This is a genomic window from Microcoleus sp. B13-B6, from assembly GCF_036705405.1.
GTDB lineage: Bacteria > Cyanobacteriota > Cyanobacteriia > Cyanobacteriales > Microcoleaceae > Microcoleus.
In genome coordinates this window covers 1-13,090 of sequence record NZ_JAUBUJ010000150.1, presented here as the reverse complement: position 1 = coordinate 13,090, position 13,090 = coordinate 1, and the positions used below count along the sequence as shown (strand labels likewise).

At 44.6% G+C, this 13,090-nt stretch carries 11 protein-coding genes, 1 rRNA gene and 1 pseudogene; 7 read left to right on the top strand and 6 right to left on the bottom strand.

The annotated features are described in order from the left end of the window. Nucleotides 1-110: 110 nt before the first annotated feature. The 5 genes and pseudogenes from QUB35_RS36305 (at nt 111) to QUB35_RS36285 (ending at nt 5,735) form a co-directional block, all read left to right on the top strand. Nucleotides 111-1,343 carry a HAMP domain-containing sensor histidine kinase gene (locus QUB35_RS36305; RefSeq protein WP_333147516.1) on the top strand — a complete coding sequence of 411 codons (1,233 nt, stop codon included), beginning with the start codon at nt 111-113 and terminating at the stop codon, nt 1,341-1,343. 195 nt (nt 1,344-1,538) lie between these two features. Then, nucleotides 1,539-2,090 carry a DUF3124 domain-containing protein gene (locus QUB35_RS36300; RefSeq protein WP_333147514.1) on the top strand — a complete coding sequence of 184 codons (552 nt, stop codon included), beginning with the start codon at nt 1,539-1,541 and terminating at the stop codon, nt 2,088-2,090. Nucleotides 2,091-2,341: 251 nt separating this feature from the next. Further along, nucleotides 2,342-2,605 (top strand): annotated as a pseudogene (locus tag QUB35_RS36295) (IS1 family transposase); the annotation flags it as partial. A 73-nt stretch (nt 2,606-2,678) separates the two neighbouring features. After that, on the top strand, nt 2,679-3,638 hold the full coding sequence (locus QUB35_RS36290) for an aldo/keto reductase (protein ID WP_333147511.1): 960 nt from the start codon (nt 2,679-2,681) through the stop codon (nt 3,636-3,638). Between the two features lie 225 nt (nt 3,639-3,863). Further along, nucleotides 3,864-5,735: a serine/threonine-protein kinase gene (locus QUB35_RS36285; protein WP_333147509.1), complete on the top strand. Its 1,872-nt coding sequence runs from the start codon at nt 3,864-3,866 to the stop codon at nt 5,733-5,735. A 131-nt stretch (nt 5,736-5,866) separates the two neighbouring features. On the opposite strand, the gene QUB35_RS36280 is transcribed toward QUB35_RS36285, so the two are convergent. Together QUB35_RS36280 and QUB35_RS36275 are read right to left on the bottom strand one after the other, a co-directional pair. Then, entirely contained in the window at nt 5,867-6,508 is a 642-nt protein-coding gene (locus tag QUB35_RS36280) for a Uma2 family endonuclease (RefSeq protein WP_333147507.1), read from the bottom strand. 54 nt (nt 6,509-6,562) lie between these two features. Continuing rightward, nucleotides 6,563-7,069 (bottom strand): hypothetical protein, encoded by a 507-nt coding sequence (locus QUB35_RS36275; RefSeq protein WP_333147505.1) that lies wholly within the window; start codon nt 7,067-7,069, stop codon nt 6,563-6,565. Nucleotides 7,070-7,654: 585 nt separating this feature from the next. On the opposite strand from QUB35_RS36275, the gene QUB35_RS36270 reads away from it, so the two are divergent. After that, complete coding sequence (locus tag QUB35_RS36270) at nt 7,655-8,437, top strand: alpha/beta hydrolase (RefSeq protein ID WP_333147504.1); 783 nt, start codon at nt 7,655-7,657, stop codon at nt 8,435-8,437. 190 nt (nt 8,438-8,627) lie between these two features. Here the strand turns inward: QUB35_RS36270 and QUB35_RS36265 are convergent, their stop codons facing one another. From QUB35_RS36265 to QUB35_RS36250, 4 genes are all read right to left on the bottom strand, one after another. After that, entirely contained in the window at nt 8,628-8,816 is a 189-nt protein-coding gene (locus QUB35_RS36265; protein WP_333147502.1) for a hypothetical protein, read from the bottom strand. A 177-nt stretch (nt 8,817-8,993) separates the two neighbouring features. Next, a complete protein-coding gene (locus QUB35_RS36260) occupies nt 8,994-9,929 on the bottom strand; it encodes a branched-chain amino acid ABC transporter permease (protein WP_333147501.1) in 936 nt (311 codons plus the stop codon). 187 nt (nt 9,930-10,116) lie between these two features. Next, nucleotides 10,117-11,067: a branched-chain amino acid ABC transporter permease gene (locus QUB35_RS36255; protein WP_333147500.1), complete on the bottom strand. Its 951-nt coding sequence runs from the start codon at nt 11,065-11,067 to the stop codon at nt 10,117-10,119. Between the two features lie 168 nt (nt 11,068-11,235). After that, entirely contained in the window at nt 11,236-12,435 is a 1,200-nt protein-coding gene (locus QUB35_RS36250; protein ID WP_333147498.1) for an ABC transporter substrate-binding protein, read from the bottom strand. Nucleotides 12,436-13,014: 579 nt separating this feature from the next. On the opposite strand from QUB35_RS36250, the gene QUB35_RS36245 reads away from it, so the two are divergent. After that, nucleotides 13,015-13,090: ribosomal RNA gene (locus QUB35_RS36245) — 16S ribosomal RNA — on the top strand; the annotation flags it as partial.

Below are 13,090 nucleotides of genomic sequence, written 5' to 3'. Positions count from 1 at the left end.
AGGAGCCGGATGACGCGAAAGTGTCACGTCCGGTTCTGAAGACGAGTGGTTCCCGTGAGGGAATCGCTTAGTTTAACCGTCGCAATCTGGCTCGTTGGTTCACCCTCTCAATGGGAAGCATTCTCGTGCTGTTTGCTGGGGCGATTTATCAGATTGAGGTAAAAGATAAACTAGAGGCGCTCGATCGACTGCTGTATGACAAAACTAGAGTCATGGCTGCCAGCGTGCATTATGAAGTTCGCCAAAACCCGAACCAGGTCGATCTGAGTCATGTTTCCTTGTTAGGCAGTGGTTCGCATCCCCTTGCTGAAGATCTGATTTACGTGCGCTGGTATAACGCACAAGGGCGGCTAGTTCGTTTTTTTGGGAATTCTCCTCCCGATCGGTTAAATACGCCTTTTGATTATCTCACAGTTCGATCGACCGATCCACTTTTGGGAACAGGAATCTGGCTGCGTCAGGTGACATTACCCGTTGAAGGTAGAACAGGGGTACTCGGTTATCTTCAGGTTGCAACTCCCCTGACAGAAACTCAAAACAGGCTCACTGAGCTTCAGATTGTGCTAACTCTCGCTGTCCCGCTGACACTGGGCTTAATTGCCCTCACAGGTTGGTTTCTCAGCGGGCTGGCCATGCAACCGATTCGGCAAGCCTATCAGCAGCTTCAGCGCTTTACAGCCGATGCCTCTCACGAGTTACGATCGCCCCTGTCTGCCATTCTCACTAATGCCCAGCTTGGGTTGCTCATGGCGGGTGATGATTCACGTTACCATCCTCCCTTAGAAAACATTGTAGATAGCGCAAAATCAATGGGAACGCTGGTGAATAATTTACTGCTGTTGGCTCGTCATCAGGGGCGACTTGCGCCGGAATCGCTCAGGTTAATCAATCTCAACGAGCTCCTCAGCAATTTAGCAACCCAGTTTCTCGCACTTGCAAAAGCCCAAAATATCAAACTAACCTGCGAATCACCGGAACAACGGATTGAATTATTGGCTGATCCTGATTTGCTACGGCAAGTAGTCGAAAACTTGCTTTACAACGCCTGTAAATATACTCCCGTTGGCGGAACTGTAAAGATACGTCTAGTTCTTCATTCCAATTTGGCAGTCATTCAGATCATCGATACGGGAATCGGTATTCCAGAAGCGGACTTACCCTATATTTTCGATCGCTTCTATCGAGTAGACACCGAGCGATCGCAGGATAGCGGAGGCTTTGGGCTGGGTTTAGCGATCGTCCAACAAATTGTCAAGGCACACAGCGGACAAATACAGGTGACAAGTGCAGTGGGCCTGGGCTCAACGTTCCAGGTTGAACTGCCGCTCAAACCTTATCACTAAGCCGCCTCAAACGAGAGAGAAAGTGCACTCTGTTTTAGACGTAACTGTAATGTATAGCGGTTCTCAATAAAATGAGGTACACACCGCTCGCAACTGATGCCCTATGCCCTATGCCCTATGCCCTATGCCCTATACCCGCGAGAGCACCTCATGTTACTGAGAAAGGCTATATGTGGTGTATTTGGATGAATGCCGATGAAGCTGAAACATGATTTCTGGGTTGGTTTGGCGATCGCCGCGATCGTCCTGAGCTCTTGTTGGGACCAAACTACCTCACAAAGACAACAACCCGATATAAAACGTGAAATTTCACTGAAAGCAGTCCCGTTAGATAAAACAAAAGTTGTGATGGGACAAACCGTATATGTCCCTATTTACTCACATATTTATCACTACAATAGCCAGGATCAGATCATGAATTTGTCAGCCACGCTCAGTATCCGCAATACGGATCTGACAAATTCGATTATTATTACTTCGGTGCGTTACTACGATAGTGATGGGAAATTGATTAGGCACGACATTAAGAGTCCAGTAGAACTCAAGCCCCTTGCTTCCACAGACTTTTTTATTGCAGCAGATGATACAAGTGGAGGCTCAGGTGCAAACTTTATTGTGGAGTGGGTTGCAGAAAAAACGGTTTATGAGCCTGTCATTGAAGCTGTCATGATTAGTACCTCTTCTTCTCAGGGCATTTCATTTATCAGTCCCGCTAAAATTCTCAAGCAACACAAGATGCAAAACTGATTTTACAGAATTAAATTATTGCTTTACAAGGTAGTTTGGGACGAGGGTAGAATGGATTGAGGGATTGCTAGCAAAAGGTTGTATTTTGCCAATAAAATGTCCATAGGTCAATAGAGTTCACATAAGACACTCATGGAGACAAAACCCTGTGAAAAACAGATCCTGCGTTGGCGACTCCTGCCCGAAGGGCTTATGTATCGCGCAAAGCTCTCTTCGGACAAAAAAACATTAACTGAACCGTATTGGTCTAGAGACAATGTGCTGTTTGTTATACTGATTTTTGGGAATATTATTCAGAACTGCTACCTTTTAAAAGACATCGACCTGTAGGTAAAAAATCGGGGAAAACCACTTATAGTGAAACACTTAATAATACTTTACGCCCGTGAATTTCTCGTTTGGTTGGTAAAACCTTGTCTTTCTCAAAAAAACTGTCAAACCATATTGGGGCAATTTTTAACTTTGTACCTCACTATAATTTTTGCATAAAAAAACGATATCATTACTGTGCATGACTACCCAACTTTTTTCTGTTAAGATTAGAGAGCTTGAGGGTGAATACTAAAAATATAAATGAGGACTTAGGGTATGCAAAAGCGACAATTGGGAACATCACAAATTCAGATTACCCCGATAATTATGGGGACTTGGCAAGCTGGGAAGCGGATGTGGGTGGGAATTGAGGATGCTGAAACTGTCAAAGCAATGCGCGCGGCTTTTGAGGCAGGTATTACCACCTTTGATACGGCTGAGGTTTACGGAGAAGGGCATTCGGAACAAATTATCGGTCAAGCACTTTCAGATGTGCGATGGCAAGTAGTTTATGCTAGCAAAGTTTTCGCCAACCACCTGAAACCCGATTTGTTAATCGAAGCGTGCGAGCGATCGCTAAAAAACCTCAACACCGATTATATCGACCTTTACCAAATCCACTGGCCCGCTGGCAGTTGGAATTCCGAGTTAGTGCCAATTGCAGAAACAATGGACGCCCTGAATAAGTTAAAAGAACAGGGAAAAATTCGGGCGATCGGCGTTTCCAACTTTTCCCGCGCCCAAATAGAAGAAGCCGCCCAATACGGACGCATCGACAGCTTGCAACCGCCCTATTCTCTGTTTTGGCGCTGGGTAGAAAAAGATGCTATGTCCTATTGTGTGGACAATCATATCTCCATCATTGCCTATTCATCTCTAGCTCAAGGAATATTGACAGGTAAATTCGGGCCAGAACACAAGTTTGAAGAAGGCGACCACCGCGCCAAAAATAAGCTGTTCATCAAAGAAAATTACGATCGAGTGCAAACAGCATTAAATCAACTCAGGCCAATTGCCGATCGCCACCAGATAAGCTTGGGCAACTTAGCTTTAGCTTGGTTGATTTCCCAGCCACAAACAAATGCAATTGTCGGCGCGCGCGACGGGGAACAAGCAGCCGAAAATGCTAAAGCTGCTGAGGTAAAATTGAGTGAAGAGGAATTAAAAGAAATTGACGTGATCGGGCGAACAGTCACCGATCATTTAGACGATAACCCCGTTATGTGGAATTTCTAAAACAGAACTGACGCAACTGGCATATATAGTAAGGTACCCCGGAACTCACGCCCAGATCACCATTCTCGCTTAACGGGCTAGAAGCCCGTTCCACAAAGAGTGAATTTCTTGTGGAATGGGCTTCTAGCCCCTTCCTAAAAAGCTAATGAGGTATAATATCTACTGCGCTGTGGAAATATTCAAAAAGTTAAAATCAAAAATCAAAAATCCGAAATCTAAAATCGAATGAGTTACTGTCTGAATCCTAACTGTTCCAAACCGCAAAATCCCCCCGCAGTCAAATTATGCAAACATTGCCGTTCAAAACTGCTGCTGCGCGATCGCTACCGGGCTATAAAGGCGATCGGACAAGGCGGTTTTGGTAGAACATTCCTCGCCGTTGACGAAGACAAACCCTCAAAACCTCGCTGCGTCATCAAACAATTTTTACCCCCAGAAATCCAACTCATCCCATCAGCAAGCAATCGCAACAGCAAAAAAGCAGCCGAACTTTTTGAACAAGAAGCAATGCGATTAGACGAATTGGGCAAACACCCTCAAATTCCAGAACTATTAGCCTATTCCATCCAAGACAGCAGACAATATGTAGTCCAAGAATTTATCGACGGGCAAAATTTAGCACAAATTGTAGAAACAGAAGGCACATTTACAGAAAATCAAATTCAAGAATTACTCAATAGTTTATTACCCGTCCTTCACTTCATCCATTCCCACAACGTTATTCACCGAGACATCAAACCCGGGAACATCATCCGCCGCGCCGACAAACAATTAGTTTTAGTAGACTTTGGCGCCGCAAAAATTGCCACAGGTACAGCATTACTCAAAACAGGAACCAGCATCGGCAGCCCCGAATACATCGCCCCCGAACAAGCTAGAGGCAAAGCATTTTTTACCAGCGATTTGTACAGTTTAGGCGTAACTTGTTTGTATTTGCTAACTCAAGTTTCCCCTTTTGACCTCTTCGATCCTGGTGAAGATGCCTGGATATGGCGGCAGTATTTAGCCAACAACCCGGTGAGTGAACAACTCGGGAAAATTTTAGACCAAATGATTGAAAATGCTACCAACCGCCGCTATCAAACGGCTGTTGAAGTATTAAAAGAAATTAATCCCCAAGTGGCGATCGATCTAGCAATTCCTCAAACAAATTTCAAGTTAGTTAAACCCGGAAAAACTCCCGCCCACCCCCAACAGCAAACCTATAACTGGCAATGTCTTCACACGCTAACAGGTCACAAAAATTTAATTTACTCTGTTGCTTTCAGCCCCAACGGAGAAGTTGTAGCCAGCGGCAGCGATGACAAAACAATCAAGCTGTGGCGAGTGGAAGAGGGGCAAGAAATAGTGACTCTTACAGGTCATACTAACTCAGTTTATACAGTAGCTTTCAGCCCGGACGGACAGATGCTAGCCAGCAGCAGCCACGACAAAACTGTCAAACTTTGGCGGATGAAAGACGGGCAAGAAATGCGTACTCTGAGCGGTCACATTAACTCAGTTTACGGCGCAGCTTTCAGTCCCGATGGCGAAATAATTGCTAGCAGCAGTTGGGATCAAACAATCAAGATTTGGCGAGTCAAAGACGGGCAAGAAATTCGCACGCTTGCGGGTCACATCAGCTTAGTTTATTGTGTTGCTTTTAGCCCTGATGGAGAAACTCTTGCTAGCAGCAGTTGGGACAAAACAGTCAAAATCTGGCGAGTCACAGATGGGAAGCTAATTCGCACACTTACAGGTCATACAGACTCCGTTCGCTGCATAGCTTTCAGTCCGAATGGAGAGTTTTTTGCTAGCGGCAGCCATGACAATACTATTAAAATTTGGTGGGTCAAAGATTGGCAAGAAGTTTTAACTATCACAGGACATTCTTGGTATGTTGATTCGATCGCGTTTAGTCCCGATGGCGAGATTCTGGCTAGCAGCAGCAATCAAACTATCAAGATTTGGCGAGTTAAAGACGGTCAAGAAATTTTTAATATTAGTGGTCATACTAACTCGGTTTATTCCGTTAATTTTAGCACGGAAGGAGAGTTTATGGCTAGCGGCAGCAGTGACAAAACTATTAAGATTTGGCAGAATACCATGTTTGTTTAATTACCTGCACTCAAAGTTGTTTGTAATCGTTGGGCGGGGGCAGGTTTATGATAATTGTGGGTTTTAGGCGATTATTGTTGGTGAACCTGCCCCTACAGGAATTATGGTCAATTCACCGAACACGATATGATTCAACCGTTTTCCCTTTCAATTTTTTGCCGCAACTCCCGAATGACTGTACTTGTAGGGCGATCGCGCGACATTTGCCAGCATTCCTCCACAATTTCTGATACATTAAAATTGGGAAAATAACGGCTAACTGAACTTTCTACATATCGATTGTTTTGCAAGTCGTAAATTCTGAGCTTATTTTTCTTAAACAGCCACACTTCCGGCACTTGATAAGGCAAGTAATCATCTAAATCCGTGTAGCTAGTTACGTCTACTTCGATTACTAGATCGGGCGGCGGTTCAACACCCCAAGCAATCCGATCTTTACCAATTATTGTCGCACAACTATCGATATAAAAACAATAATCTGGTTCAATTCCTCTTACCTCCGGCCAATCCATCGTAATTGGTGTAAACGCTTCATAATCTCGCCCCAAGTAATCTAGGAAAACCATTGCCACCATTGCAATAATATGAGATTGTTTTCCGTGTACTGGTAAAGGGGACATTAACAAAATCTCTCCTGGTCGATATTTGATGCGTGGAATCTGACGATCGCCCAATTGTTCTACAAGTGCTTGGTAATCCTGCCAGTTTCCGGGGAATTTTATAAGTGTTCCTGGGGGCAAATGAATTTTTTCTGGCGTGACAACTGCAAACATAAAACTTCTACCTCCTGACTGAGGATGTGTGTTTTAAACAACTAAAAGCTATTATCAATCTATCTGCTTCACCACCTCCAAGGTCAGCCCTAGCACCCCTGCAATTTGCTCATCCTTCAATCCCAACTGTCGTAATTTACCAACCATTTCAATTTTAACTTGATTCGTGCCATCCTGGTAGTCGGGAGTCTCAGACCGACTTTTATCGGGAGTAGGAGTGGGTAGTTCTGAGCAACCATTGATATAGTTAATTGTATTGCTATTACCAAAATTAGTAGTGCGATCGCCAAAATTTATATTCAGATTTAATTGCCGTTCTAGAACAGATTCCAGATTACCTTTATCAACTGGTTCATCAAAAGCATCAGATAACATATGTAAAAGCTTGTAACCTACATCCTTAGCATGACCCGCCGTACAACCGTAAGTATCTGCAATATCAGAATACTTTTGTCGCTTCAGTATTCCCTCGATAATTCCGCGCTGCAAGTCATTGAGATGTTGGCCTGTCTTCGCGCTGAGCACTTTATCTACAAATTGCAAGATATGGGCAGTGTCCATCAGTAGGGGGTCGGAGAACTATAGTTAGTATACCCGACTTTATCCGCCTTTATCCGTCTTTTTCCGCCTTGCATTGCGATTTTAGAAATGCCCGTCTTTTTCCGTCTTTTTTCGCTTTGCAGTTTTGTGCGATCGGTCTATCATGTGGAAAAGGATAAAAATCAGCTTCGCTGGAAGAAAGGAGTGTACATCTAATCCCAATCTCCAATAGCGACCGATGGTGCTTTACTAGGTTGCGAGTTGTGATCGCACTTCCAAATTATCTTATAGGTTTTGGGCGATCAGCTGTATTCGTGAACAAAATTTCATCTACCAGTTTTCAGGCTTCTAATGTCTATCGATCGGTCAGATAGGGAGGTTTTTCCGATATTATCCGATCTTTGTGACATTTGGGCAAATTTTTCTGGAAAGTTCCGACTCAATCCGACTGACAGGGCGATCGGGCTTGGGTTTTGATTGGGTTAAGGCAGAGCAGAAGGTGTTCGGACTGTTCGGAGTTAAACCGCAGATGTGCGGGATAAGCCGAGCAAGAAGAGTATTGTACTGCAACTGCGGGACAATTAATAGTTAAGTAGTAGGTAACACATGAAGTTGAGTCAAGTATTGACCGGGATCGGTGCAGTAGTATGTGCCTCAGTATGTGCCTCATTGATTGGAGCAGAGTCATTCATTAACTCAGCCACTGCTCAATCATCACGCCCATATATTGTGCTCGTCAATGGCTATGGGAACTGCTGTGCATGGGGCATTGCAGATAGGCTGCCATCAATAAACGCTGAGATCAGAAGCGTTCCCTACAGCAACTTTGATCAAGGTGGAAAAAGCGGCGATACCAGTAGTGATGCGCGATTTTTGCAGGAGGGAGCCAATTTCATTAACAACAAACTTGATAAAAGTCGTCCTCTAATTTTGATTGGGCATAGCTTTGGTGGAGATTCAGTTCTAAAGCTTCTTCCTCGCATCAATCGTCGCATTCAATTTGTTGGAGTTATTGATCCTGTTAGAACAGGAGGCTTTCGTGCTCCTCTCATAGCTCTCCCTGTTCCGAGCAATGTAGATTATTTCTTCAACAGATGGCAGGAGAATCTACCATTCCCGAATGACTTTAAAGTTAACGGGTCAATTCCATGTAATGCACGCACATGCGATCAAGATTCACAGAACATCGCTCGAAATGCAGATTTCTCCCCAGTGACAACAGAATGTCGTTGGGATGAAGTAACCTGCCCTGGATTTAAAGCTCCCACACCTTTCCGTAAAGGTAGAAAAGGAACAAAGCAGGTACGGGTTAGCCATCAAGACCTTGCAAAAGATGCTTACATCCATCGCATTCTTGAAGAACGAATCAAGAAGGCGATTGGACGCTAATAAGCAGTGCAGATCGCGAATCTTGCAGGTTGTGTGGAGCATTGTAAAACTCCACACAAGCTTTGAAACCATTTGTTTACACCTCTAAGCTATCGATCGGCGATCGCCCCTCTCTTTTTTCCCGATCGACATCGACGCTGATTAGAAGCGGATAATCTCGATCGTGCATCGCGATCTCTGAAAACAAACATCAAATTCTCGAAAGAAGAATGTTTGCAGCTTCCGTTGCGTCGTAAGGCGACCAAACCGGATACTCTGATGCAGAAAAGATAACTTGTAGTTCAGCCTTTGGGATTTGCACAGCTAGGAGTTTGAAGAGTGATAATTTGTCTGACTGGCTCAGACTGTCCACCAAAGGAATTAACTCAGCGAGAGACATAGTTTAAACTCCCAGACATACAAGAATACATTTATCATAAGCGATCTGTGAGACACGGTTTTATAGATAGGCGATCGATCAAAAGTGTGGATGCGATCGCCCCTTACTTTTTTTATGGATAGGCGATCAATAAGGAGTGGGGATGCGATCGCACCTTTCTTTACCAAAAATCTAATTTTAAACAGAAGTACGATCGCCCTTCCTCCACCTCTTCAACAACTCCGGCGTCACCAAACCTTGCGGAAAAAATATCGTCCCCAAAACAATCAGCACCCCAAAAATAATTAACCGTCCATCCCGCAGAAATTGTGCCAACCAAACCGGCAATCCCTGAATAGTCGCCATTCCCCTCAAAACCTCCGGTAAAGCAGTAAACACCATCCCACCCAAAACTGCTCCCAGAAACGTTCTGCTACCACCAATCAACACAGAAGTCAAGTAAATAATACTAGCATCAAAAGTACCTTGACGCGCGTTCCAAGTATTCAGAAAATGGGCACTAACAGCACCCACAACCCCAGCTAAAACAGCACCTAACGTAAAAGCCAAAACCTTATAAAAAGTTGGGTTAATGCCGATCGCATCCGCCGCCAACTCATCAGCCCGAATCGCCGCAAAAGCCCGCCCCACCCGAATCCGTTCCAGCCGATAGACAATCGCCATACTCACCAACAGTAAAGGTAGTACAATCCACAAATACTCGATCGGCGTCCCAAACGGTTGCGGAATCCCAAAAATCCCCACAGCCCCGCCAGTGATATCTAAATTCAGCGATAAAACCCGCAAAATTTCCACAAAAGCAATAGTTGCGATCGCCAAATAAATCCCACTCAACCGCAGCGCGGGAATTCCCACCAAAATCCCCAGCAACCCCGAAACAATCCCTGCAATTATCATCTCCAATAACAGCAGTGGCAGCGGAAATAAACCCCCTGTCTGTTGAAAAACCGTCGTAGATAAAATCGCCGCAATATACCCACCCAAAGCATAAAAACCAGGGCTAGCCAGAGACAACTGTCCAGTCATTAAAGGCAAATATAGCGACATTCCCAACATTGCACCCAGCAACATCGAGACAATCAGAAACCCATAAGTAGTAAAAAATGCAGTCATAACTTTGTTTATTTCTTAGTTCCCCTCTACTGGGACGAGAGTTTGACAATAAGCGATTTCAATATCCGAATCCTCTTACACCATTTGACTCAAACGCTTCTATTTTTCAGTCCCCCTCTCCTGGGACGAAAGTTTGACTCTTAAGCGATTTGATTTCAATCACCGAATTATCAACCGGGCAACGAACTTACACCTTCTGAATCAAGCGCCGTCCAAACAAACCCTGCGGTCTCACCAATAGCATCATAAACAATATGCCAAAAGCAACAGCATCCTTATAAGCCGAAAAATCACCAGGCACAAAAGCCTCCACCAAACCAATTATAAACCCACCCAAAACAGCCCCAGGAATACTCCCCAACCCACCCAGCACAATCACCGCTAAACCCTTCAAGCCAAAAGCAATCCCAAAATACGGCCCAGCAATACTAACACTAGAACCCACCAAACTACCCGCCAAACCAGCCAGAAAACTGCTCACAAAAAACGTCAAAACAATATATCTGTCAGTATCAATACCCAACAGACTAGAAGTAGTAGCATCTTCAGCTACCGCCTGCATTGCTTTGCCAAATTTAGTGAAATTTATTAAGTAAGTTAGAAGACTAACAATCGCAATAGCTACGCCAAAAATCACTATTTGAACAGTGCGAATAGGAATTTGTTTATCTGCCGTACCAAAGTTAATTGCAGCAGGTAAATAGCCGTAAGTATTAGCAGGAAAAGTGTAAATTTCTGCACCGACAAGATACTGGATGATATTGGCGATCGCCACCGCCGCCCCCAAACTAGAAACCACCGTTAGCAGAGGATCTGAGTTTCTGCGGCGCAAAGGCAAAAAAGCAACTCTTTCAACAATTACTCCCACCAAACCAGCCACCGTACTGCCCAAAATTAGCGCCACAGCAAAAGGAAACTGCACGGGAATTCTCGCATTAGCCAACAACCCGTTAAAACCAAAAGCACCGCCCATGAGCGCATAAGTGAAATAAGCACCCAAAGTAAACACTGCACCGTGAGCAAAATTAATAATTCCGAGAATAGAAAACACTAGGGTGTATCCCAGGGCAAAAATAGCATACACGCTGCCGATCGACAAACCATTCAAAAATTGTTGCAGAAACAGAGTTAAGTCCATCACCAGTTAAGAATTGAGCCTCACACCGAAATCATTCAACAACAAAAAACATACAATTTTTACTCTGACTTCTGACTTCCCCCCTTGGGGGGGCAGGGGAGGTGACTTCAGAGTCACACTCAATAACTCATCCGTGTATCCGTGCCAAAATCCGTCTCGTGCCTGACTTCATTTCAAAAACTCAAATTTACCGTTATTTCCATCAGCATCCATTTTTATCTGTGCCACATAAAACTCTTTCTGATTGATTTCACCTTCCGGCGTAAAAGAAATTTCCCCCAGAGGCGTATCGTACTTTCCACTCAACAACTGCTGATTCAAATTTGTACGCAATTCTGCCAAAGGCTTTTGGCTAACCTTAGATTGAGCATTAATTGCCTTTAATGACTCAACAAAAACTTGTACGCCAGTAAAAGCCTGAGCGCTAAACTGAGGCGGTTCTTTCTTAAACTGAGCGCGATAAGCATCACGAAAAGCCTTATTAATCTCATTCTGATATTCCGGGCTGTATGCTTGGGCAATTAAAACCCCCTCGCAAAGAGCCTTGCAAACCGAAAATACATTGGAAGTATTCAGACCGTTGCCCCCAATGATAACGCCTTTGTAGCCCAACTCCCGCAACTGCTTAATTAAATTGCCTCCATCTGCGGCCAACCCAGAAATAATTATCAAATCGGGCTTGACATTGATCGCATTAGTGGCTTGAGATTGGAAATCTGTATCAGTAGTCAAGAATTTTTGGACTGTTGCCAATTCCAGTCCCATATCTTTAACCGTTTTCTGAAAAGTTTCAGTCTCAGATTTGCTAAAAGCATCATTCTGAGCAAAAAACACGGCTACTTTCTTAATATTGGGATTTTGCTTCAGGGCCGCTTTAACTGCATTAGGTGCTACCACGGCGACAGGCGCGGAGACTCTGGCCACATAATCGCCAATCTGGGGAATGCCTTTAGCGGTGTTGGATGGTCCGAGTACGGGAATTTTTGCGCGATCGGCGATCGGATCGGCACTAAAAGCCTGCTGCGAGAGAGTTGGGCCCACAATACCCACCACCTTATCCTGATTGATCAGAGTATTGAAGGCATTGATCGCCCCTTGTTCATCTCCACCCGTATCTTGGAACACCAGTTTAATCGGCGTCCCATCCACACCCCCCTTATCGTTGAAATACTTCTCAGCAATTTTCGCCCCAGCCACCTGTTCCTGACCCAGCAAAGCCACATTGCTAGTTTGCGCCACCCCAACCCCAACGGGAATAGCGGTAGAGTTCCCCGCAGCCGAACTCTGTGGCGGAGTTGCCGGAGATGGCGAAGTACCTGGAGATACTGTAGTCGATGTCTGGGGAGTGTTCGTCTGAGTGCAAGCCATCAGTAGTGAAGCGCAGGTAACGAACAAGGCACTAGGGCCAGGGGCAGGTTTTTTCATGAGCGGGCGATCGAACACATATATAGATCATCTCCACTATATAGAAGACCATCTCTATAGAGAACATATATATGATGTGCAAATATTCTACCGAATCGGGCGAGAGACTCCGGCCAAAAACCGTATTTGGGGGTCAAGAAGCAGCCTCTTGCCCTAAAGAGGAGTCAGCCAGCGGAGGCCGCCGCGGTGCTTCCTAGCCCAAACCCTTGGTGTGTATAGGTTAAAAAAAAACTTTAAAATATTTTGGCAAAACGCTTGACAACTCTAGGGAGAGTTGATACATTAATAAAGCGCCAGAAGAGAAGCGGTTCACTGAACCGCGAACTAAAGGCAAAAAACTGAACCTAGAAAAAAGAATAGTTTGAAAGCTTAAAGCACTATTAACCTCGTCAAAAAAATTAAGATAGAGAGTCAAGGCGAGAGCTGAACTCAATATCGCAAACAACGAGAAAAAAGTCAAGGGAAAAAAACCAGCCTTTGTGCTGAGTGGAAAGAACTTGACGAGCCTTAAAAGAACTCAACAACACGGAGAGTTTGATCCTGGCTCAGGATGAACGCTGGCGGTCTGCTTAACACATGCAAGTCGAACGGAGTAGAA